The sequence below is a fragment of the Oricola indica genome, from assembly GCF_965227485.1.
Classification (GTDB): Bacteria; Pseudomonadota; Alphaproteobacteria; order Rhizobiales; family Rhizobiaceae; genus Oricola; species Oricola indica.
On record NZ_OZ245747.1, the window covers coordinates 4,483,284 to 4,505,915 of the forward strand.

General features: G+C 62.5%; 22 protein-coding genes and 1 pseudogene. 13 read left to right on the plus strand and 10 right to left on the minus strand.

From position 1 onward, the window contains the following. The first annotated feature begins 156 nt into the window (after window positions 1-156). From ACQK2M_RS22190 to ACQK2M_RS22215, 6 genes are all read left to right on the plus strand, one after another. Window positions 157-1,680: a UxaA family hydrolase gene (locus ACQK2M_RS22190; protein WP_425419608.1), complete on the plus strand. Its 1,524-nt coding sequence runs from the start codon at window positions 157-159 to the stop codon at window positions 1,678-1,680. A gap of 94 nt (window positions 1,681-1,774) precedes the next feature. Beyond that, window positions 1,775-2,134 carry a hypothetical protein gene (locus ACQK2M_RS22195; protein ID WP_223476390.1) on the plus strand — a complete coding sequence of 120 codons (360 nt, stop codon included), beginning with the start codon at window positions 1,775-1,777 and terminating at the stop codon, window positions 2,132-2,134. 98 nt (window positions 2,135-2,232) lie between these two features. After that, a complete protein-coding gene (gene trxC / locus ACQK2M_RS22200) occupies window positions 2,233-2,670 on the plus strand; it encodes a thioredoxin TrxC (RefSeq protein WP_425419609.1) in 438 nt (145 codons plus the stop codon). 115 nt (window positions 2,671-2,785) lie between these two features. Then, window positions 2,786-6,421, plus strand: coding sequence for a tetratricopeptide repeat protein (locus ACQK2M_RS22205; protein WP_425419610.1), 3,636 nt, complete (start codon window positions 2,786-2,788; stop codon window positions 6,419-6,421). Window positions 6,422-6,822: 401 nt separating this feature from the next. Continuing rightward, window positions 6,823-7,566, plus strand: a complete 744-nt coding sequence (locus ACQK2M_RS22210) for a helix-turn-helix transcriptional regulator (protein WP_223476395.1) — start codon at window positions 6,823-6,825, stop codon at window positions 7,564-7,566. Between the two features lie 179 nt (window positions 7,567-7,745). After that, entirely contained in the window at window positions 7,746-8,093 is a 348-nt protein-coding gene (locus ACQK2M_RS22215; protein ID WP_425419611.1) for a hypothetical protein, read from the plus strand. 137 nt (window positions 8,094-8,230) lie between these two features. Here the strand turns inward: ACQK2M_RS22215 and ACQK2M_RS22220 are convergent, their stop codons facing one another. The 7 genes and pseudogenes from ACQK2M_RS22220 to ACQK2M_RS22250 all read right to left on the minus strand — a co-directional run bounded on the left by ACQK2M_RS22220 (window position 8,231) and on the right by ACQK2M_RS22250 (window position 15,702). After that, window positions 8,231-9,673: an aldehyde dehydrogenase family protein gene (locus tag ACQK2M_RS22220; protein ID WP_425419612.1), complete on the minus strand. Its 1,443-nt coding sequence runs from the start codon at window positions 9,671-9,673 to the stop codon at window positions 8,231-8,233. A gap of 35 nt (window positions 9,674-9,708) precedes the next feature. Beyond that, complete coding sequence (locus ACQK2M_RS22225) at window positions 9,709-10,827, minus strand: acyl-CoA dehydrogenase (RefSeq protein ID WP_425419613.1); 1,119 nt, start codon at window positions 10,825-10,827, stop codon at window positions 9,709-9,711. Beyond that, window positions 10,824-12,017, minus strand: coding sequence for an acyl-CoA dehydrogenase family protein (locus tag ACQK2M_RS22230; RefSeq protein ID WP_425419614.1), 1,194 nt, complete (start codon window positions 12,015-12,017; stop codon window positions 10,824-10,826). Before ACQK2M_RS22230 ends, ACQK2M_RS22225 begins: the two co-directional genes overlap by 4 nt. Before the next feature lie 3 nt (window positions 12,018-12,020). Next, window positions 12,021-12,833 carry an enoyl-CoA hydratase gene (locus tag ACQK2M_RS22235; RefSeq protein ID WP_425419615.1) on the minus strand — a complete coding sequence of 271 codons (813 nt, stop codon included), beginning with the start codon at window positions 12,831-12,833 and terminating at the stop codon, window positions 12,021-12,023. 3 nt (window positions 12,834-12,836) lie between these two features. Further along, a complete protein-coding gene (locus tag ACQK2M_RS22240; protein WP_425419616.1) occupies window positions 12,837-13,367 on the minus strand; it encodes a nuclear transport factor 2 family protein in 531 nt (176 codons plus the stop codon). Between the two features lie 4 nt (window positions 13,368-13,371). Beyond that, window positions 13,372-14,865: a class I adenylate-forming enzyme family protein gene (locus ACQK2M_RS22245; protein ID WP_425419617.1), complete on the minus strand. Its 1,494-nt coding sequence runs from the start codon at window positions 14,863-14,865 to the stop codon at window positions 13,372-13,374. Further along, window positions 14,862-15,702 (minus strand): annotated as a pseudogene (locus ACQK2M_RS22250) (branched-chain amino acid ABC transporter permease). Before ACQK2M_RS22250 ends, ACQK2M_RS22245 begins: the two are co-directional and overlap by 4 nt. Between ACQK2M_RS22250 and ACQK2M_RS22255 the strand changes: the two are divergent. Continuing rightward, entirely contained in the window at window positions 15,604-15,831 is a 228-nt protein-coding gene (locus ACQK2M_RS22255) for a hypothetical protein (RefSeq protein ID WP_425420132.1), read from the plus strand. The pseudogene ACQK2M_RS22250 and the gene ACQK2M_RS22255 overlap by 99 nt on opposite strands. A 12-nt stretch (window positions 15,832-15,843) precedes the next feature. Here ACQK2M_RS22255 and ACQK2M_RS22260 read toward each other — a convergent pair whose 3' ends face one another. Continuing rightward, window positions 15,844-15,978: a hypothetical protein gene (locus ACQK2M_RS22260; protein ID WP_425419618.1), complete on the minus strand. Its 135-nt coding sequence runs from the start codon at window positions 15,976-15,978 to the stop codon at window positions 15,844-15,846. Window positions 15,979-16,361: 383 nt separating this feature from the next. Here ACQK2M_RS22260 and ACQK2M_RS22265 point away from each other — a divergent pair, with 383 nt between their 5' ends. The 3 genes from ACQK2M_RS22265 (at window position 16,362) to ACQK2M_RS22275 (ending at window position 19,640) form a co-directional block, all read left to right on the plus strand. Then, the gene (locus ACQK2M_RS22265) at window positions 16,362-18,731 is read left to right on the plus strand and encodes a hypothetical protein (protein WP_425419619.1); all 2,370 of its coding nucleotides are present in this window, start codon (window positions 16,362-16,364) and stop codon (window positions 18,729-18,731) included. A gap of 166 nt (window positions 18,732-18,897) precedes the next feature. Beyond that, window positions 18,898-19,350 carry a hypothetical protein gene (locus tag ACQK2M_RS22270; RefSeq protein WP_425419620.1) on the plus strand — a complete coding sequence of 151 codons (453 nt, stop codon included), beginning with the start codon at window positions 18,898-18,900 and terminating at the stop codon, window positions 19,348-19,350. Then, entirely contained in the window at window positions 19,329-19,640 is a 312-nt protein-coding gene (locus ACQK2M_RS22275) for a hypothetical protein (protein ID WP_425419621.1), read from the plus strand. Before ACQK2M_RS22270 ends, ACQK2M_RS22275 begins: the two co-directional genes overlap by 22 nt. 61 nt (window positions 19,641-19,701) lie before the next feature. On the opposite strand, the gene ACQK2M_RS22280 is transcribed toward ACQK2M_RS22275, so the two are convergent. After that, window positions 19,702-20,061, minus strand: coding sequence for a GNAT family N-acetyltransferase (locus ACQK2M_RS22280; RefSeq protein ID WP_425419622.1), 360 nt, complete (start codon window positions 20,059-20,061; stop codon window positions 19,702-19,704). Here ACQK2M_RS22280 and ACQK2M_RS22285 point away from each other — a divergent pair. The 3 genes from ACQK2M_RS22285 (at window position 20,060) to ACQK2M_RS22295 (ending at window position 21,924) form a co-directional block, all read left to right on the plus strand. Further along, window positions 20,060-20,776 carry a thermonuclease family protein gene (locus ACQK2M_RS22285; RefSeq protein ID WP_425419623.1) on the plus strand — a complete coding sequence of 239 codons (717 nt, stop codon included), beginning with the start codon at window positions 20,060-20,062 and terminating at the stop codon, window positions 20,774-20,776. The two genes, ACQK2M_RS22280 and ACQK2M_RS22285, sit on opposite strands and share 2 nt — an antisense overlap. Before the next feature lie 2 nt (window positions 20,777-20,778). After that, window positions 20,779-21,345, plus strand: a complete 567-nt coding sequence (locus ACQK2M_RS22290; RefSeq protein ID WP_425419624.1) for a hypothetical protein — start codon at window positions 20,779-20,781, stop codon at window positions 21,343-21,345. Window positions 21,346-21,540: 195 nt separating this feature from the next. Next, window positions 21,541-21,924 carry a hypothetical protein gene (locus ACQK2M_RS22295; RefSeq protein WP_425419625.1) on the plus strand — a complete coding sequence of 128 codons (384 nt, stop codon included), beginning with the start codon at window positions 21,541-21,543 and terminating at the stop codon, window positions 21,922-21,924. A 165-nt stretch (window positions 21,925-22,089) separates the two neighbouring features. Here the strand turns inward: ACQK2M_RS22295 and ACQK2M_RS22300 are convergent, their stop codons facing one another. Then, window positions 22,090-22,623, minus strand: a complete 534-nt coding sequence (locus tag ACQK2M_RS22300; RefSeq protein ID WP_425419626.1) for a hypothetical protein — start codon at window positions 22,621-22,623, stop codon at window positions 22,090-22,092. Window positions 22,624-22,632 lie beyond the last annotated feature (9 nt).

Genomic DNA, 22,632 nt, shown 5'->3' on the forward strand with positions numbered 1-22,632 from the left:
ACGCCGGTTCCGTCGAAGAGCGGTGGCGCCTCCGCCTCGCGCGCACCGCTCTTTGACGCCGACGGGCCCGGCAGACGGCACTCGCAGTCGCCGCACAATTGCGATATGCCACCGGTCTAATCCGGCGGCATGCCGGCTCGAGATACAGAGGCGAGAATGGCGGAACCGGTTGTCCTTAACCCCCAAGATACAGTTGCGATCCTGACTGCAAGGGCCGCAGCGGGCGATACGCCGCTCGGCACCGGATCGCCGCTGGAGGCGATGGTGCCGACCGGTCACAAGATCGCGCGGCGCGACATTGCCGAGGGCGAGGCGATCATCAAGTTCGGCCAGATCATCGGCTATGCGACCGCGCCGATCGCGGCCGGGCAGCATGTCCATACGCAAAATTGCGCAATCGGCGCGCACGACCAGGACTACAAGGCCGGCGCGGACCTCGACCAGGCGCGCGCCGCCATACCCGCGATCGCACCGCGCAGCTTTTCGGGCTATCGGCGCGCCGACGGCAGTGCGGGGACCCGCAATTTCATCGCGCTGTGCGCGACCGTGAACTGCTCGGCCACGGTGGTGCGCCGGGCAGCCGATATTCTCAACAACGATCCCCTGCTCGCGGACTATCCCGAAATCGACGGCGTGGTCGCCTTCAGCCACGGCACCGGCTGCGGCATGGCCTCGGAAGGACCCGGCTGGGAAAATCTCCAGCGTGTGCTCTGGGGCCACGCCACTCACCCCAATGTCGGCGCGGCGATCTTCGTCGGTCTCGGCTGCGAGATGATGCAGGTCGCGCGGATGCGCCAGCGCTTCGGCGCGGACGGCCAGGAGCGTTTTCACGGCCTGACGATCCAGGAAATCGGCGGCACGACGAAGACCGTCGAGACGATCGTCGCGAAAGTGCGCGAATTGCTGCCCGAGGTGAACCGCGTCCGGCGCGAGACGATCCCGGCATCGGCGCTGCGCGTGGCGCTGCAATGCGGCGGATCGGACGGCATGTCCGGCATCACCGCCAACCCTGCGCTCGGCGTGGCGAGCGACATGCTGGCCGGGCTCGGCGCCAGCGCGGTGCTGGCGGAAACGCCCGAAATCTACGGCGCGGAGCAATTGCTGCTGCGCCGCGCCGCCGATGGCGAAACGGCGGACAAGCTGATCGAGCGCATCCGCTGGTGGGAACGCTACACCGAGATGAATGGCGGCTCGATGGACAACAACCCGTCGCCGGGCAACAAGGCCGGCGGGCTGACGACGATCCTCGAAAAGTCGCTCGGCGCGGCGGCCAAGGGCGGCGCGACCCCGCTGACCGACGTGCTGATGTATGGCGAGAGCGTGACCAAGCCGGGGCTGAACTTCATGGATTCGCCGGGCTACGACCCGGTCTCGGTGACCGGCCAGATCGCCAGCGGCTGCCAGGTCGTCGTCTTCACGACCGGGCGCGGTTCGGCCTTCGGATCGAAACCCGCGCCGACGATCAAGCTGGCGACCAACAGCCGGCTCTATGAGACGATGCGCGACGACATGGACATCGATTGCGGCGAGGTCATCGACAAGGGCGTGTCCGTCGCCGCCAAGGGCGAGGAGATCCTCGACGCGATCCTGGCGGTCGCATCCGGGACGAAAACCAAGAGCGAGGCCCTCGGTCTCGGCGACAACGAATTCGTGCCCTGGCAGATCGGCTGCGTGATGTAGATAGCGGCCCGCCGAAGGGGCGTCTGGGGCCTCGAACCGACTGGAATCCCCGGCCGGGCGCATGTTATCCAGTGCCGACGAACGGGACGAATCAATGCCAAACCTGAAGAACGGATTTTTCCTGCCGCTGCTCCTGCTCGCCGGCTGCAGTTCGACCACCGACGGACCGAGCGAGGGACCGACGCTGAAACAGGCCGCGATGGTGCGGATCGTCGATACGGTGCCGGAGAAGACGGAACGCTTCTCCAACCTCTCGTCGACGGTCTGCCGCGACAAGGCCCAACCCGTCCCCGCGACGCGCGACGGCGCGCTTCTGCTCCTTAAGCTGCGGGCGCTCCAGAACGGTTACCTCACCATCCACAGCGTCACCGTCGGCCGCGTCGAAGGCTCGCTCGCCGACGATTGCGCGGGCGGAATCCAGGCACGCGGCATCGGATACACGGCCGCCAAATAGTCCTGTTGCGCTCGATTGACGGGCTTTGACCCGGATCAAATATCCGGGCAGCCTGGCGCGATATCATTTCGGACACGCTGTCATTTTTGGAGAAGTCCATGTCCGATGCGGTCCAGATCGTCTGTCCGTCCTGCAGCGCGGTGAACCGCGTCAAGGCGGACAAGCCGGCCGAAAAGGCGAAATGCGGCGTCTGCCACGCGCCACTCTTCACCGGGCATCCGGTGGAGGCGAAGGGCGGGATGTTCGACAAGCAGATCGCCCGCAGTTCCATTCCGGTCGTCGTCGATGTCTGGGCGCCGTGGTGCGGCCCGTGCCGGATGATGGCGCCCGCCTTCGAGCAGGCCGCGCGCGATCTGGAACCGCGCGTGCGTTTCCTCAAGCTGAATTCCGACGAGGAACAGGCGGTGGCGGGACGGCTCGGCATTCGCGGTATCCCGACGCTGCTGCTCTATCGCGGCGGCCGCGAAATCGCGCGGCAGTCCGGCGCGATGACGGCGGGCCAGATTACCGGATGGATCAACCAGAAGCTGCGATAGTGCATTGTTCACCCGTCGTGCCCAATCCCGGCCATTTTGATGGTCGAGAAAGGTGCAATCTCGACATGGCGACAGCGCCGTTGTCGCCGGGGCCCACAACAGACACACGTCGCGCATGATACAGTTTCGGATCCTCCTGCTTCTCGCGTCGATCGCGCTGGCCGTTCCGGCGACAGCCGACGATACGCCCCCTGTCGAAGGCCCCGGACAGGAAGCACCTGAGCAAGGCCCCGACCTCCGCCAACCGACCGCTGCCGAGAAAGCGCGGATGGACGCGCTCGACCGGTCGATGCGTGACGCCTTCGAGGCGGGTGACTTCGCTTCGGCCGGAGCTGCGGCACGCGACCTGCTGGCCCTCGAAGAGGCGACATGGGGCCCGCGCCATTCCTGGACGGCGGGCACGCATCTGTTTCTCGGGCAAGTGGCCGAGGAGACCGGCGATCTCGACGGCGCCGCCACCGAATACCGGGCGGGTCTGAACATCGCACGGCAGCGCCTTGGCGCGGACGATCCGCTGACGCTGCGGTTCACCGAAGCGCTCGGCTATGTCGGGTTCTTCACCGGCGTCAATGCGCTTCAGCAGGGCGACCTTACGCTGGCGGAACGCAGCCTTTCCGAAGCGCTGTCGTTCAACGAACGGGCGGCGGGCCGTGACAGCGAAATCGCGCTCTACAATCTCGATGCGCTGTCGCTCGTGCTGGCGGACCAGGACAGGCCGGCGGAGGCGCTGCCGCTGCGCCAGCGTGCCTTCGATCTTCAATCACGCATGGCCGGTCCCGACGACGCCACGACACTCAATTTCGGCGAACAGCTCGCCCTGCTCCTGAGAAAAAGCGGCCGGATCGATGACTCCATCGCGCTCTACGAGGATATCGCAAGGCGGCGCGAACAGGCCCTTGGGCGCGACGCTCCGGAGACGCTGATCACGCTGAACGATCTGGCCGTCGCGCTCAACACGGCAGGGCGCTACGCGGAAGCGCTCGCCCTCGACCGCGAGGTCGCCGAGACACGCGCCGAAGTGCTCGGAGCGGACGACCCCGAAACGCTCCGCTCACGCGCCAATATGGCCTCGACACTTTCGAATCTCGGGCGTTACGAGGAAGCCGCCACGATCCATCGGGCGGTGCTGGACCGGCGGATCGACACGCTCGGCGCGGCGCATGAGAGTTCGCTGCACAGCATGAGCCAACTCGGCCTTGCGCTTTCCGCTCTGGGCCGGCTGAGCGAGGCGGAGGCGCTGCAGCGCGACGCCCTGGCCGGGTACCGGGACGTTCGCGGCCCGCGCGCGCCGGAAACGCTGGACGCCCAGCACAACCTGGCGACGACGCTCGACGCCCAAGGACGTTATGACGAGGCCGAACCCCTGTTCCGTGCCACGCTGGATGCGCGGGAGACCGTGCTCGGCAGCAGCGACAGGGAGACTTTGTCGACGGCGGGCAATCTCGCCCTCCTGCTGGCGCGAACCGGCCGCGTCGACGAGGCCATACAGCATCAGAAATCGGTGCTGGCGCTCTCCACGAAATCGCTTGGAAAAGCGCATCCCGAGACACTGACAGCGGCGGGCAACCTGGCCGCGAGCTACCTGCGCGCGGACGATCCCGCTGCCGCCGAACCGCTCAACCGCGAGGTGCTGAGCCTGGCCGAGGCGACATTCGGGCCGGACAACACCTTCACCCTGACCGCGCGCAACAATCTCGCGGTGACGCTGTCCTATCTGGGCGATACCGCCGCCGCGGCCGCGCAATATGATGCAGTGCTCGAAACCCGACGCCGGCAGCTCCCTGCCGATCATCCGCATTTGCTGACCAGCCTCTTCAATGCGGGCGTCGGGCACTACAAGCAAGGCGAGACGAGCATCGGCGCGACCCTGCTCGCACAGGCCGCGCGGGAACGCGAAGCGGTGCTGGGCCCGCTCAATCGCGAAACGCTGCTCAGCTACGCGACGCTTTCGGCCGCGCGGCTGGCGAACGGCGAACCGGGTCTGGCACTTGCCGCGGCGCGAAAGGCGCTTGCGGGCGAACGGGACGTGTTGAGCGCGCGGGCAGGCGCGGCGGGTAGCGGCCGCGAGACGGCGGCGGAAAGCTCAGCCAAGGCCGGCGCAATGGTCGCCTTCGCGGCACATGCGCTCGCACAGGACCGGGCAAACACCGAGAACGCGGAAAAATTGCGCGCGGAAGCCTTCGCGGCCATCCAGTCGCGCAGCATGGACGGCGCGGCGGAAGCGATGGCGCGCGCGCAGGCCCGCATTGCCGCCGGGCGCGCAGGGCTCAAGGGCGAAGTGTCCGACTGGGACGCGGCGCGCGCCGAACGCGACCAGATCGACGTGCAGCTCGCATCCGCGGGGATGCTCGGCGATGCCGCCCTGCGCCGGCAATTGTTCAAGGCGCGCGACGCGGCCGACGACAGGGTGCAGGCAAGCGAAAGCCGCATCCGCAGCGACTTCCCCGATTTTTACGACCTCGTCGCCCCGCCGCCGCTCGAACTCTCCGAAGTCCAGGACCTTCTCGGACCGACCGAGGCGCTGGTGCTGCTGTTTCCCGGACAAGGCAACGAGACCGGGCTGGCGTGGGCTGTCACGCGAGACGGCGCGGCGTGGGCATCGCTTCAACTGACCGCCGACGAGATATCCCGGATGATCGCGACGCTGCACGCGCAACTGGATGGCGGCAGCGGGACGCGGGCCGCCGCATCGCGTCAGAAACGACGCGTGCCCGGCTATGACCGGGCGATGGCCCACAGGCTCTACGAGGCGCTGTTCGGCGCGGAGGAAATTGCCGCGCTGATCGATGGCAAGGAAGACTGGATCGTCTCGCCGCAGGGTTCGCTTCTGAGCCTGCCGCTGAATGCGCTGGTTACAGAACCACCCAGCGGCGACAATACGGAACCGGAAGACCTCCGCCGGACATCATGGCTCGGTCTGGAACACTCGATTTCCATCCTGCCGACGCTTTCCATGTTGCGCAGCGAACGCGCCGACAAGGAAGCCGTGCAGCCTTCGAGCGGCACGCTGTTCGCGCTTGGCGATCCGGAGTTTTCCGGTTCGGCGGACGCTTCGCTGCCGGACGCCCGCCTTACGCTGCGCGCCGCTCCCGACAGCCGGGCGGCCGGAGTGAACTCGCTGGCGCGCCTGCCCGGCACGCGCGCCGAGGTGGAGACACTCGCCGATCTCTACGGACCGGAGAAAAGCACCGTGCTGCTCGGCGGGGCCGCAAGCGAGGCGCGGCTGCGCGCGGAAGCGGAAAACGGCAGGTTGGAACAGGCCGACACGATCCTGCTTGCGACCCACGGATTGATCGCCGGCACCTTCGGCACGCTGGCGGAACCCGCCCTCGCCCTGACACCGCCGGATACGCCGGAAGGCCCGTTGAATGACGGATTGCTGACCGCATCGGAGGCGGCACAGCTGAGGCTTTCGGCGGACTGGGTGATCCTGTCGGCCTGCGACACGGCGGCCGGCGGAACGCCTGACGCCGGCGGCCTGACCGGTCTGGCGCGCGGCTTCTTCTACGCCGGGGCGCAGAGCCTTTTGGTTTCCTACTGGAAGGTTCAGGACAACGCGACGGCACGGCTGACGACCGGAACCCTGGCGGCGATGCGCGACGGACAGACACGCGCGCAGGCTTTCCGCTCGGCCATGCGGAACATCGTGGAGGACACCGGACAGGACGGCGGCCGCCTGTCATTCGCCCATCCCTCGGCCTGGGCGCCGTTTCAGATCATCGGGATAGACCGGGAGCCGCCCCAGGACTGAGGCGGCGCGGACCCCGACAGCCTGCTGTCCCTCGCATTGCGCAGAATAAAAATGTTGCGCGCGCCCCCTGAAACGGGGGGACGTCTCCGAAGCCGAAATAGCCGACGATCCACCCCGGTTTCGAGCTGATGCGAAAACGCGCGCGCAAGCATATGGGAAGTTCTTGGAGCGCGGTTCGAATAATGAAACCCGAGTAAGATCGCGCGATACAAAGTGTAACGCGCGAGATACGATATGCGCGCCTGCCCTATGCGCATTCACTCGAACTTATTGTAATTTCTAATCTATTTTCCGCTCAGCTACTCTGCGGCAACTTGCCGAGCACATCGATAGAAAACATACTGACGAATATTTTAAGTGATTCGCATCGTTGGATGCTTGGGGATGACGGGCCGAAAAGTATGACAATTCCAGCTGGATTGCCGCGCTGCAATTTCTTCGAAGAAAACTGCGTACGCATTCGGTCCGCGCAAACGGACTACGACCTGATCAAGGCCTTCAAGGACATCCTTCCCGGATACGGGCTCGAAACCTTTCTCTTCTCCAGCTTCGTATTCGGCGACGTGACAGGCGAAACCGTTCGCTTCGGAATCAACAACTGGGATGCCGAGCTCTTTTACCGCTATTGCCGTAACGGAGCGATCCGGAGAAATTCGCTTCTTCAGCAATTGCGCATGGCAGTCGTCCCGCAGATGACAAGGCAGTTCATCATCGCCGAAGCGGAAGAGAACGAAGACTACAAAGAGGTTCACCTGTCGCTGGTCAGCGCGGGATATGACAGGATCGCATATTTCCCCGTGCGCAGCAGCGACGGTTCGGCCGGCGGCGTGCGGTTCAGCGGCGAGCGGGAGACGCTGGCCGATTGCGAGATGATGCAGCTCAGCTATCTCGCCCAGCAGGCCTTCGAGATCCATGCGAACGACGTCACCATCCACACCACGGACCGAAGCATCCTGACGGATCGCGAGAAACAGTGCCTGATTCTCATTTCGGCGGGTCTGTCGGCCAGCGAGATCGGCGAAGCGCTCGACATCTCGTCGCATACGGTCAACTACCATACGTCGAACATGTGCAAGAAACTCGGCGCACGGAACAAGACCCACGCCTTGGCCATCGCGATCAAGGCCGGCTACATCTCCATCTGACCCCGACCGCGCAGACAGCACAAAGGCGCTGATCTTCCTTTTGCGCGGAGAATGATCCGAATTTTCCCGCACATTCGTCGCGACCTAGCCGAAAGTGTAACGCTGCGGCAGGATTCGCGGTTGAATTCGTAGTCCGATTTGTCGCCTTGTGCGTAGTCTGACTCCTGGTGGAGAGACTCATGACGACGGATCTTGTGGAAGAGCTCGCACTTCACGCGGCTGAAATGAAGCCGCTTGGTTTGCCGATCGAAGCCTATCTGGAACTGCCGGCGCGCGTGATCGAGGTAAGCGCGTCCGATTTCGATCCTCATGCGGCTTACGACGATCACGTGGAAATCGTCACCCGATGCGAGGGTTGCGGGCGGCCTGTCGCCTATGTGGGAAAGGTCGAGGACGGATGCATCATCGCCGAAGGCGAACTCGACCACGCGCCGCCGCTGGCCGAGACCTGCGGATCGCATCCAGCCCGCGAGATGTCGGCATTCCGGAAGCTCGTTTTCACGGTGGCGGACGCGGTGCGGCACTGACCGACAGCCTTGCATGTCTGCGCGCCGGAAGAGGCGACCCTGGTCGTTCCGATACCGGAAACAAGATCAAGGTCGCCTTCCAGGCATTTGACCGCCAGACACAGGCTACGACGGGAACACGCCTTCGATTGTGACGATCAGGCCGATGGCCACCCGCTGATCGCCTTGACCTCGAGATATTCCTCGAACCCCCAAGGCCCGCCTTCGCGGCCGTTGCCGGACTGTTTGTAGCCGCCGAAGGGGCTTCCAGAGGGGCGGTTGGCTCCATTGAGCTGAACCATGCCCGCCCGCAATTTCCGGGCGACACGCATCGCGCGTTCCTCGTCAAGCGACTGGACGTAAGCCGCAAGACCGTAGGGCGTGTCATTGGCGATCTTCACCGCATCGTCCTCGCTGTCGAACGGCATCATCACCAGCACCGGACCGAAAATCTCCTCACGCGCGATCGTCATGTCGTTGGTCACGTCGGCGAATACAGTCGGTCGCGCGAAGAAACCGCGATTGAACCCTTCCGGCCGACCCGGGCCGCCGGCGACCAGCCGGGCGCCTTCCCTGATACCCGTGTCAATCAGGCTCTGGACCTTGTCGTACTGGGCCTTCGAGGCAAGCGGACCGATATGGCGCCCCTCTTCGGACGGGTTGCCGACGGACGTCTTGGCGGCGATTTCGGCGGCGATCCCGACCGCTTTTTCATAGGCCGATCGCTCGACGAGCATGCGCGTGGGCGCATTGCAGGATTGACCGGTATTCAGGAAGCATTGGCGAACGCCACGCTTGACCGCGTCGGCCAGCGCATCGTCGTCGAAGACGATGTTCGGCGATTTTCCGCCCAGTTCAAGCGACACGCGCTTGACCGTGTCAGCCGCGGCCTTCTGCACCGCAATCCCGGCGCGGGCCGATCCCGTAAAGGACATCATGTCGATGTCCGGATGGCTCGACATCGCCGCACCCACACCGGCCCCATCACCGTTGACGAGGTTGAACACGCCCGCTGGGAAGCCGGCCTCGTCAATCATTTCGGCGAGAAGCATCGACGACAGGGGCGAGATTTCCGATGGCTTCAGCACGACGGCGCAGCCGGCCAGGAGCGCCGGAACGACCTTCAAGGCGACCTGGTTCATCGGCCAGTTCCATGGCGTGATCAGCCCGCACACACCGACCGGTTCATGAACGATCCACTCCTGCGGATTGCGCTCGTCGAGCGCATGCTCGTAATCGTAGCTGGCGGCCGTCCGGGTAAACGCCTTGATGTGGCCGAGACCCGCCATGGCCTGGCCGTTGAGCGCCAGCGAGATCGGCGCTCCCATCTCTTTGGAGATCGCCTCTGCCATATCGTCGATCCGCGCCTCGTAAACCGAACGCAGCTTTTTCATCAAGTCGATCCGTTCGGACAGCGGCGTCGTGCTCCAGCCTTCGAATGCACGGCGCGCCGCCGCGACGGCGCGATCGACCTCCTCGGCGTCCCCAAGCGAAATGACGGCGAAGGCCTGTTCATCGGACGGATTGACCACTTCGAGCTGGCGGGCATCGGCGGGCGCGCTCCACGCGCCGTCAATGTAGAATTCGAGCTTCTCAAGCACTGTTGCGATCCTTTCGTGTGTGTCGGTACGGCCGGTCAGCGCGTCTGCGCCAGAAGGGCCTCGTCCTCGTCGCCAAACCACAGCGACAACGCCAGGAGACGTTTGAAGTAGGCGCCGAGCGGGGTTTCGCTCGCCATTCCGATTGCGCCATGCATCTGCATGGCTTCCTGCGAAACCGCCCAGGCCGAGCGGATGACGATGTATCGGCATTTGTCGACGAGCGCCTCGTCGGCGCCCCCTGCCCCATTGTCCACGGCGGCCGAAGCAAGTGCCGCCATCGTCTCGGCCTTCGTCAAGGCGATCTCCATGTCGATGAAGCGATGACGCAATGCCTGAAAATCCGACAGCACCTGGCCGAACTGGCGGCGCATACCGAGATATTCGCGTGTCGCGGTCACCATTGCGCGCATCGCGCCCACCGCCTCGGCGCAGAGTGCTGCGCACAGCATGTTGCGCATTTCGCGCAGGGCGGCATCGGCTTCCTTGCCGAAAAGCAGAATGCTCTCGTCGGAAAGCGCAAGCGCGGTCATGTCGAGATCAGCCGCCGGCGTTCCGTCGATGAGGTCATAAGGGCGCAGCGCGTCGGAGAAAGCATCGCGGCCAAGCACCACGAGCGCGGTCGCCCCGGATTCCGTGGTTGCCGGCACGAACAACCAGTCGGCCTGTGCGGCAAATGGGATCATGCGTTTGCAAATGTCGATTTCCCAGCGCTCGCCAACGTGTCGGAGGCGCGTTTCGAAATCGCGCGAGGCCGGCAGGGCATCGGTTTCGTGCATGGCGAGCGTCGCCAGCGCCGACCCTTCGTTCAGCCCCGCGGCGATCTCGTCGAGACGCGGGCCGCTACCCTCGATCGTGTTGAGAAAGCGCCCGATCGCGGCCCATGAGACTGCGAAGGGTGTCGCGAGCCCCGCTTCGCCGAGACGGTCGCAGACGAGGCTTGCCAACCGGGCACCGCCATAGCCGCCCCTGGATGCGGGCAGCAATGCCTCGAACAGACCGAGCTCCTTCAACACCGCAGATACGGCGGACCAGTCCGCCTGCCCGAGATCGCCAAGCGCGCGCCCGACCATGTCCTCGAACATGTCCAGCGTATCGTCGGGTTCGAACAGGACAGGCAGGCCGTCGCCCGCGTCAATTTCGGCTGCGAGACTCATCCGAGGATTCCCTTGGCGGCAATGTTGCGCTGGATTTCGTTCGAGCCCGCATAGATCGTCGTCTTGCGCATGTTGCAGTAGTTCTCCGCCGCATAGTGATGCGGTTTGTTCGACGCGGTGCCCCGCGGATTGAACGCCAGCGCCCGCGAACCGAGCGCCCGCGTCTGCAGTTCCGAAATCGTCTGCTGGATCTCGGAGCTTATGATCTTGAGCACCGGCGCCTGCAGCGCGTTCTCGCGCCCGGCAGCGACCTCGCGCAGGAAACGCAGATTGGTCATGTCGACGGCCAGCAACTCGGCCTCGAGCGCCTCGAGCCGCAGCTTGAAGCCGGGATCGTCGAGAACCGGCCGGCCACCGCGCATCGTTTCCGCGGCCATTGCCTTGAGCCGCGCCAGTTCGCGCTTGCAAAAACCCATGCCGCCGAAATTCAGCCGCTCGTGCTCCAAGAGATACTTTGCATAGGTCCAGCCCTTGCCTTCCTCGCCGACCCGGTTTTCGACCGGCACCTCGACACCCTCGAACCAGACCTCGTTGATCTCGTGCTTGCCGTCGAGCGTGATGATCGGGCGTATCGTGATGCCCTGCGATCTCAGATCGATCAGCAGAAAGGTGATGCCGTTTTGCCGCTTGTCCTCTTTCGAGGTCCGCACCAGGCAGAAGATCCAGTCCGCCTCATGCGCAGAGGTCGTCCAGACTTTCTGGCCATCGACAATGTATCGGTCGCCCTCAAGAACAGCCCGCGTCTTCAGCGAGGCCAGATCCGAGCCCGAGCCGGGCTCCGAATAGCCCTGGCACCAGAAGTCATCGAGCCGGGCAATCCGCGGCAGGTAATGCGCCGTCTGTCGGTCGTCGCCATATTTCATGATGACCGGCGCGACCATCTTCAGCCCGAAAGGCACGAGTTCCGGCGCGCCGGCGCGCGCGCATTCATCCTCGAAAATATACCGTTCCACCGGGGAAAAGCCCGGACCTCCATGCTCTTCCGGCCAGCTATACGCCGCCCAACCGCGCTCGTGCAGGATCCGGGTCCAGGTTTCGACATCCGCGCGGCCCGGATGCAGACCACCCATGAGTTTCGAGGCGATCTCGGACGGCAGGTTGGCGGCCACAAATGCCCGCACTTCCTGTCGGAACGACATCTCCTCGGCGGTGAAGAGCGCGCGCATGCCGTCGGACGCAAATTGCGACATGGCTCAGCGTCCCGTGAAACGAGGCGCGCGCTTTTCGATGAAATGCGCGACACCTTCCTTGAAATCCTCGCTCTGCACACTCAGCGCCATCTCGTGATTGGCGGTGATCGTTGCTTCGGCGAGGGTCTGGAACGGCACCTCGTATTGTTGACGCTTGATGACGCCCATGGCGCGCGGCGAAACCATGTCCACCAGATCGCGCAGATAGGCCATGGTCGCCTCCTCGAGTTCCTCGGGCGGGTAGATCCGGTTGACGAGACCCATGCGGTAGGCCTCCGGCGCGTGGAATTTCCGCGCGGACAACAGGAGCTCCAGCGCGTTAACGTGGCCGACGAGCAGCGGAAGCATCCAGCTCAACCCGTGTTCGGCGATCAGCCCCCGCCGGGCGAACGACGTCGAGAACGCGGCATTGTCGGCGGAAAAGCGGATATCGCAGTAGAGCGCGTGAACGAGACCAATCCCCGCCGCCGCACCGTTGAGCATGGCGACGATCGGCTTTTCGATTGCCGGATAGAAGGAATAGCGCGTCTGCCAGTCGGGGCGCCTGTTCATGTCGAACGGACGCATCCATTCTTCTGCGCGGATGTCATTGGGGTCGAGTTCCGCGAGCTCCTCCATGTCGGCCCCGGCGCAGAAGGCCCGTCCCTCGCCGGTCAGGAGGATGGCGCGAACATCGTCGTCGCCCGCCGCCGACTCCATCGCCAGGCGCACTTCGCGCTCCATTGTCGCCGTCCAGGCGTTCATCCGTTCCGGCCGGTTCAGCGTGATCCGGGCGATCTTGTCCTCGACCGCGTATTTGATGTGCTCATAGGCCATGGATTAACCTTTCACGATCGCCTGCAGGCGTTCTTTCGCGAACTCGCCGCGCGGACGGGCGAGATAGTCTTTCGTCTCGTCGCGATCCTGCAGCCAACCGATCCAGCGATCGAAGACCTTGCCCATCCGGGCCGGTTCGACGCCGAGCTGTTTCATCGCGACGCCGCCATTGACGGATTCACGATACTCGGCGATCAGCCCGTCGCGCATGACGAAGCGGGACATGCCGTCGATGACAACCTTGTTGCCCTTGAATTTCGGAATGTCCGACGAAAAGCTCGAAAGCGACCACGCATAGCCAATATCGCCATCGATGACGCCGTCGAACATCTCCCAGCGATAATCCTCGCCGGCATCGCGGTGAAACAGGTTCTGCATCATGTGGGCGATCTGGTCACGGCCCTGATGCACACCGTAGATGTAGTCGTAATACACGCCGTCGGGCGTGAAGCATTCGGCAAAGCGCTGACCGTCACCGCTTTCGGCCGCCAAGGTGAACCTGGCGAGAAACCGGTTGAATTCGCTGCTGTCCATTGTCTTATCCATAATCCAGATTCATGTCGCGAAGGCGCATTCGATCGACCTTGCCGGTCGCATTCCGGGGCAAGGCGTCGAGCACACGAACGGCGCGTGGAACTTTGTAACGGGCGAGATTTGCGCCCCATTCGGCGATCATCGCCTCCGGGTCGACGAGCTTTCCGTTTTCGGGAACAACGTAAGCGATGATGCGTTCGCCGAGCCGTTCATCGGGCTCACCGATCGCCGCCACTTCGAGCACGCCCTCCATACGGTGGGCCATCTCCTCGATTTCGCGGGGGTAGACGTTGTAGCCGCCGGAGATGATCATCTCTTTCTTGCGATCGACGACGTAGAGAAATCCATCCTCGTCGAGCAACCCGACATCACCGGTATGCAACCGACCATCGCGAAAGGCTTCCGCCGTCAAATCGGGACGACGGTAATAGCCTTTCGCGAGGCCGGGAGATGTCACGGCGATCTCGCCCCGCTCGCCGACGGGCAGTTCATTTCCGGCTTCGTCCACGATATCGACGCGAACGCCCCAATAAGGTCTACCTGAGGAGCCGGCCCGACGTTCCTCGTCGAAAATGCGAACCCCGCAAACGGACGGCGAGGCCTCGGTCATGCCGTAGCCCTCAGAGATCGGCACGCCGAACCTCTCTTCGAAACGCACGTGCACCTCTTCGGGCAGCGCCTGGCCGCCGGAAACGCAGGCCCGCCAGGACGACAGGTCGATGCCTTCCGGCAGTTCGGCCTTGCCGAGCGTCCAGTACATCGTCGGAACACCCATGAAGATGGTGATCCGGTGGCGCGACATCGCCTCGAATGTCTCGACCGGATCGAAACGCGGGCTCAGCACGATCGACGCGCCGGTCATCAGGAAAGTGGTGAAGAGGCAGGTGTGGCCAAACACGTGGCTCATGGGCAGGACGCCGTAGCCACGGTCTTCCGGCGTCAGCCGCAAGAGGTCGAGCGCGAAGGCCTGGGAATTCCAGAACAGATTGTGGTGGCTCAGCTCGACGCCCTTCGGCCGCCCGGTCGAGCCGGACGAATACAGGATGACCGCTGTATCGGTCGGCGCGCAGGGCGCGCACTCGACCACAGGCCCGGTCGTCGAGACGATGCCGCCGTCATCCGCTTCGATATCGAAGACCGGACAAGGCGGGGTCTGCCCGCCGAAATAGACATGCGCGCCCCGCGAGACGACCGCTGCGGGTTCGCAATCGGCGAGAATCGTGGTGATTTCCGCATCGGCGAGCAAGGGATTGAGCGGCACCGGAATCGCGCCGATGCGCATCGCCCCCTGATAGGCGACGACCCAGGCCACCGAGTTCGGCAGGATCACCGCCACCCGGTCTCCAGCTTGAACACCGCTGGCTGTCAGTTGCGCGGCACACCCCGAGACAAGCGCATCGAGTTCGCTGTAGCTGATCTCCCGGTCTCCCTCGATCAGGGCAACGGCATCCGGACGGAGGCGCGCATGATGACGGATGGAATTGGCCATGCTGGTCATCGATGCGCCTCCGTACCGTTGCCGTCCTTCCGCCCGAAAAGGCCACGAGACAGGTCAGCCAACCAGGGATAGAGCCCGCGGGGCAGGAAGATGACCACGATGACCAGTCCGACGCCGTAGATGATCAGCCGGTAGGTCTCAGCGACGCGAAGCACTTCCGGCAAGGCGACCGTGAGCGCAGCGCCAACCAGCGGACCGAACAGCGTGCCGCTGCCACCGAGAATGACGGCAAGGATCGCGTTCAGGGAATGGTCCACGGAGAATGGCGCCGGGCTGATAAAGGCCTGGTAGTGGGCATAGAGCGCACCGGCGAAACCGGCCAGCGACGCGCTGAACACGAAGGAGAACAGCTTGTAGCGCCAGCAGGCGACACCAGCGGCTTCGGCCAAAGTCTCGTTCTGGCGGATCGCCTGAAGGACGAGTCCAACCCGAGAGCGCACCACGGCCACCACCAGAAGCATCACCAGCGCGAGAGCTGCGAGAACCAGATAGTAGTAGGTGTTCCGTCGCAAGAAGTTCAGTTCGAAATCGCCGATGACGATCGGTTCCGGCGCGGGAATGCCGGGCAGGCCGGATTCGCCGCCGGTGACCGGAATCCAGTTCACCAGCACGATGAAGATCACCATGTTCATCGCCAGCGTGACGATGGCGAAATAGTGCCCTTTCAAGGATCACTCCGAGCAGCGCGCCCGCGACCATCGCCAGCGCCATGGACGGGAAAAGTCCGATGCCGAGCGATTGTATGAAGAAGAAGGTCAGGTAGCCCCCGAACATCGCTACGCTGCCGTGAGCGAAATGCGCGATACCGAGGATACCGAAGATGATCGTGAGCCCCAACGCGACCAGCGTATAGATGCTGCCAATCACCAAACCGTTGAAGAGCTGTTGAATGAGGTCAACAAGCATGACGCGCTCCGGGATGGTGTGGCGCGACATATGTCGCGCCACTGTTCTGAGACCGGTTGAACACCGGGCCTGTTACTTTCTGATCGTCTGGAAGTAAGCCGAATAGCCGGCCGCATCCGAGGGAAGCTTGGTCTTGAACTCCCAGTCACCGTCATGGAACTGGAAGGCGCCGTTGGAGATGTAGGCCTGACCCTTCGGGTCGAACATTTGACCGTCCACCGGCAGGTATTCCAGGACGACTTCCGAAGGCACCGTCAGATTACGCAGTGCTTCCTTGACGGCCCCGAGTTCGGTGGTGCCGGCATTTTCCAGCGCATGCTTCAGGACCCAGACCTGGTCATGGGCGAACGCGCTGTTGGGGGTCGGATATCCGTAGCGGCATGCTGACGGGCAAAGCCGCGAACATTCTCGCCCGCCTGTTCGGATCGGGCGAAGCTGCCGCGACCAACGCCGCGGTCGGTGGTGCTGCGGGCGGTGGGGCGGTCGCCGCTTCCGAAGCCGCGCCGGAAGGATGGGAAGCGACGGCTGGAGTGGGCGGAGGCCTTGCGGCGGGCGGGATTGCTGCGGGTACGATTGTCGGCGGCACGCGATTGGCGAAGGCGGGCGGGCGCGTTATCAAAGATGCTGCCGCGCCATTGACCGAGGGCGGGCGTACACGCCTTGCTGGCGAGCGATTCCGCGACAACGCCTCCGATTTCTATGCTTTGCGCGAGAGCCTCGATGATGGGGCGCCAGAGCTTGTCCCCGGATCTGACCCGACGACTTTTCAGGCCACTGGCGACATGGGTGTTGGCGCAATGGAACGCGGGGCTGCGGCGCGCAATCCTGACCTGTTCGGAGACCGTCGCGCCACGCAGAACGCGGCCCGAGTGCAAGCGATCATTGCCCTCCAGTCCGAAGGCGCTCCGGAGACCGTAGCCGCAGCCGTTCGCCAGCAGATCAAACAGATCGACGATGCGGCCCAGGCGATGGTTGATGATGCCGCTACCGCAGCCCGAGGAAGCGCGGAACGTGTCGGGCAGGGTGCAACGCCGGAAACTGCCGGCACGACGCTCCGGAGCGCGCTGGAGGACGCCAGAGCCACTGCCAAGGCCACCGAGCGGAAATTGTGGAATGCCGTTGATCCTGACGGGTCTCTCGCTCTACCGGCGACCAATGCCAAGACTCGGGCCGCCCAGCTTGTCACGGACATGCCCGCCTCGGCAAAGACGCCTTCGGGTGAGGAAAAGGCGATCTACGACACGCTTGCTCAATATGACGACGTGGTTCCGTTCTCGGAAGTCACCGCTCTTGATAGCCGCCTGAAGGCCGAGATGCGCGCCGAGCGGCTTGCGAACGGCGAAAGCCCTGCCTATCGTAGAATGTCGATACTGAAGGGCGAATTTGAAAAAGACCTTGAAACGGCCATCGCCGGCAAGGTCGCGGACGAAGCCCGGGCAGTGAAGTCCGGCGCCATCGATGCCGAGCAGACTGTCATCGCTCGGCTGTGGCACGAATTCGAAAGTTGGCGGACTCAACGTGAAGCAACGGCCCGGCAAGTTGGTGGAACGAGTGCTCCAGGAACTGGACGAAGCGGAACATCAACCGTTTCTGGCTCATATCGAACAGAAGGCCAAACGCGAAGCCGATTTGGAAATGCTCCGCGCGATCCGCGACTATCGGCAGATGCTGCAAACTTCGACCAAGCCGCCCTCGAACGACTGAACGCAGCGCGGACGGCGACCCGAGAACGCGTTGAGACGTTCGACAATCGCACGCTTGGTCCGCTTCGTCGTCGCCCGTCCACAGTCTCCAATTACGACATGCCCGCGTCTGCGGTTCCCGAGAAGGTATTCGTCGCTGGGCCCAAGGGAGCGGAGACGGTCCAGACCTTCCGAAACGCCGTTGGTGATCAGGAGGCGCTGGACGCGCTTCAGGGCTTCGCGGTTGACCGCCTCAGGAATACCGCCTTGCGAGCGGACGGCACACTCGACCCGCTAAAGGTCAAGGCGTTCAGGACTCGTTATTCCGAAGCCCTTCGTGCCTTCCCGGAACTGGACGCCAAGTTCGCCGACGCCGCATCCGCCTCGCAGGTCATGGACGACGCCATCCGCCAGCAAAGGCAGACGGTTGCCGAAGCCGAGAAAGGCGTCCTCGGGAAGATCATGAGCGTCGAAGATCCTGCTGACGTGACCCGTTCTGTCGGAAGCATCTTCTCGGCACAGGACAGTGCCCAGCGGATGCTGAAACTACGCAATGCCATTGGCGGGGATGCAGAAGCCAAACGCGGGCTTCGCAAGGCCGTTGTCGACCACATGACGGATAGGTTCGTCAGGAACACTGAGGCCGGCACGTCCGGCGTCGGCACGGTCAAATCGGATGGCTTTCAGAACTTCGTAAAGACCAATCGTGCGGCCCTTCGGAATGCTGGTTTTTCCGACGCCGAGATCGCCACCATGACCAGGATCGCGGATGACCTTCAGCGGGCCAATCGCTCGATCGCATCGGTCAAGAATCCCGGGTCGAATACTGCGCAGGATACGCTTGCGGTTCAGAAGAACGACAAGGGCGCAACACTGCTTGCAAAAGTCATCAGCAGCCTCGCGGCCCCGGGCGCAGGCGGCACGGCTGGCTATGTTCTTGCCGGCGGCGGGACCGCTGGCGCAGTGGCGGCCGGTGCCGGCGCGATTGGTGCCGGTGTCCTTGCGGAATTGCGCCGACAGGGCTTGGAGGCAATCGATGACATTGTGACAGATGCGCTACTCAATCCGGATCGGGCGCGCGTTCTGCTGCGCAATGTCAGCACGCCTCAGCAGGAAGAATTGGCGATCAAGGAATTGGCACGCCTGTTCCGCAGGTCATCGGTACCAGCCGCCGCCATATCGACATCCGGCGATCCGCCTGAATCCGTCAGCGCGGCCGCCGAGAGGGCGCAGCAGATCCTCCTCGGCGGATCTGTCAGTGCTAGAAATCACCGTTAGACCGAATGGAACCGGAGCGGCAGAACAATAATGCGCCCACAATCGCCCCAGATTGCCCCCAGAGCCGCGCGACGGGTTTCCGAGTCCCGAAGCGCGGCCAGAGAAAACGCCCGTCCTGAGAGTCATATGAACGAAACAGGGCACTTGAAATCAATCAGGAGAAACCATGGCTAAGCAAGGCGGCGCAAGACCGGGAGCAGGACGGAAAAAAGGCTCCCCGAATGTGAAATCTGCGGAGGTGATAGCATCTGCCATGGAGGCGGGGATCACACCGGTGGAGTACATGCTTGGCATCATGCGTGATGAGACAAAGGACGCGAAGGATCGTGCATGGGCGGCGGAGAAGGCCGCGCCCTTCGTTCATCCGCGTCCGGCGCCTGTTCCCCGCACGGTCGAGATCGACCTGCCAGACATCGCGACGACAGAGGGCATTAAGCAGGCGATTGCACAGATCGCGGCGGAAGTCGCCGCCGGGAATTTGGCTCCGACAGAAGCGCAATCCCTAGTCGCGATCATCAATGCACAGAAGGACGCGATCACGACAGGCGAAATCCTTGAACGCCTTGAACGCCTGGAACAACAGAAAGGGCTATCGAAATGGCCACGATCAGCAGCATAGAAACCCGGCTACAGCGCCTTGAGCGCAAAACGGACACCGGCAATCCGTATGCACATATGACCGACGAGGAACTGGAAGCGCGGCTCGCGGACTTAACCCGCGGCATGTTCGAAAGTATCGGCCAAGGTGATCAGGATGCAGGCTACGCGATGTTCCGGGATTGGTGCGAGCAGCCCACGCCTCAGACGCTCGAGGAATTCCTCGGCGCTACGTCCAGGCTCTCGACAGGGATGCCGAGCAAGTTCGACTCCCCGCTGATTGAATTCATGGCGGAGCATTGCGCGGATTGAAATCTGCTCGGTGTTTGCTCCGGGCAGAGACAGGCTATAGAAATGGCAATCGGATAGAACGCTATTCGTTGGGAAAAGGCAGGACGTAACCAAGATCTTGGCAACGACGGGTTACAGCTTCTCCAGCGTCAGTCATCGCATTCTGATCGCCAATTCCGATGTTGTGATCACCGGGACAAAGCTCCCCTAAATCCTCGTGGAGCCATCGAATCATCTCGGTCGCAATTCCCGCTCGCTGATAATCGTCGTCGACGAAAATCCCAGTTAGCTTTGCAGGCAACGGCGCAGTCCTCGTGTCGATTTCTCTGAGTCCGGTAGTAGTAACCTCTCCGATTTGATTTCCGTTGTAAAATGCGGTTGCATTGCAACCATCCAAGTCGATGAATATTTTTCTGCCTTTCTTGTCGGTATACTCAACCATGTCGGACACAATCCCCTCCTCATTAGGCCGAGCGCTTCGCAGTCTCAAGCGCGTGATGGTAACGCCAGAGTTGATTATTGCTCTGACGGTCGCCGTTGTCTGTGGTGCCATTTCGGCCAAAGCGGCCAATCTGCATATCATTGACGGGGACACATTGACGATAGGCGACGCAACCTATCGCTTGCATGGTATCGACGCTCCAGAAGCCGGCCAGAAGTGCAACGGTCCGTCAAAGCCATGGCCATGCGGAAAGCTCGTGACCGAAGAGCTGATCAGGCTCACGGAGGGCAAAGAGGTCCGTTGCAATAATCGCGGCATGGATGATTATGACCGCGTGCTTGCTGTCTGCACCGCCGGCGATATCGAGCTCAATGACACTCTCGTGCGCCGCGGCTTCGCCTGGGCCTTCATCAAGTTCTCAGATGACTATGTGGCTGCCGCGAAGGAAGCGCGCGAAGCCAAGCGAGGTATCTGGATCGCGCCGACACAAACCGCATGGGATTACCGTGCGGAGCGGTGGGAAGTGGCCGCGCAGCAAGCGCCCGAGGGCTGTCCGATCAAGGGCAACATCTCGAAGAACGGCCATATCTATCACGCGCCCTGGTCGCCTTGGTACACTCGCACAAAGGTCTCACTGGAAAAGGGCGAGCGGTGGTTCTGCTCAGAACGCGAGGCGCTGGACGCCGGTTGGCGGGCGCCAATGTGGGGGCGGTGAGATTGGGATTTGATACAAAGAACCGCGCTTGGTTTGCGTTCGGAATTTTCTTTGGCAGTGTCACTGCGGTCAATGCTGGGCCTGATGCAACCACAAACCGGTTTTTGAACGATACGCCTTCCATGCTCGATTGGGGAATGCTGAGGCTCGAACAGGCCCTTAAGAAGGAAAGCGGGTTGGAAAAGAACCTATCGGTCACGTTTGATTGGGATAGGAATCTGATCGTTGTTTCAACTCATAGATTTTCCAGCGGTGAGGATAATTTCGAAGTTGAGAGGCTGTGCAAAGCATGGATCAACGATAAGCGCATAGAAGCCGGCGTATTGCCCATAGGGGAAGTCTACCCGCGCCTTCAGTTTTCCTATTTCGTCAGATATTTTTCCCACATCGGCTTCAATCGCACGATTGAGGGCGTCGACGAGGACGAAGCGCTCAAGGAACTCGACAAGAAGCTATTCTTGCAGTTCGACAGCTGGATAAGGGATTCCGAGGGAACCGGCTACTCGGCCGACCTCCGGTGCACGGGGTATCTGTTATCCAACCGCTATTCTTTTGAGAAACTCAACTAACGAGCGGTCGGCCATCCTTCCCAGCATCGACGGTATCAATATAGGGGTGTTCCGGCAGCCTAGCCATCACGTCGACGCGCGTTGCTAATACCAATTTCAGAGGCGGTTGACCGGCGTCGCCAACGCAACACTACCTTGATTTTCGTGCTCCCATCTGATCCTTTTTTGCGGACTGCGGTTTGGGGGAACGCCTGCATGTGGAAGTGGATCTTGGCGCTGCTGTGTCTCTTAGGCGCCGGGTATGCGAGTTACGTGTATTTTATGGGAGGCTTCCACACCATGCCAATCCTGCCGGAGAGATCCTTTCCGCTTTCGTACAAGAGCGGCTTTCGGGCGATCCTTGTGGGCATGGACGATGAAAGAGCCTACAGGAAGTATCTCGCGTACTCTGCGAACGACGTTCCTTCCTGGTACAAGGAATCTTGGTCAGTGTGCCGCGCTCCGACTGAAGAAGAACAGCGACAGCTCGAAAACGCGATCAACATAGGTCCGGGCGGCAGGTGGGATGCTGTGTGCGAGATCAGCGCTGACGGCGACATTTTCGTAAGAGGCTGGATTGCATCTGTACCCAAGCTGTAGGTTTGCGCCGAAGCTATCCATATCCGCGACACTCGCCATAGGCTCCATAAGACTCCGCACAGAGCCGTCTAGGCTTTCCGGGTTGCATGACCGCTCAACGCTAGATGCGCGTCCTGAGGCAATCTGGGGTGATTGCGGGGCGTTTTTCCGCAAATGCCGTTATTCTCATAGAATTGTTTCGTCCTTCGGGGAGCGCGGCTTTCTCCTTCGACCCGCTTTCGTCTTCGCGGCGGACGACTTCTCTGATGCGATTCGCTCTCGTCTATTGCGATCGCGGGCCTTCTCGACCTGGAGAAATCCGTCCATCATTTCAGAACGGGCACGAGTTTCATGGGTCATCTGTCCCAATATCCTCGCCGCAGCCATTCGGACGGCCCCGCCCAACATAATTTCAAACCCGTCATAGAATTCGTCGCCTGTTATCTGAGGCTTCAGATTGAATATCTTCGAAATCTCGTGCGCATCTGGCCACCGGCCACAGACGCGTTGGACTTCCTGAAACGATGAAACAACATCATCACATTGAAGGACGATCGCGTCGGGCTCGCCTGCTCCCCTGGCTACTCGAAGCAGATTTGCCATGAGCTTTTTCAGAGGTTGCTCAATCCGCTTTAACGCATACTGGCAATCGATATCGGACTGATCATTCTCGGCGGCAAGCCGTAGGTGGCTGACAGGTCTCTTCGGTTCATCTGGCATGTTTGGTCC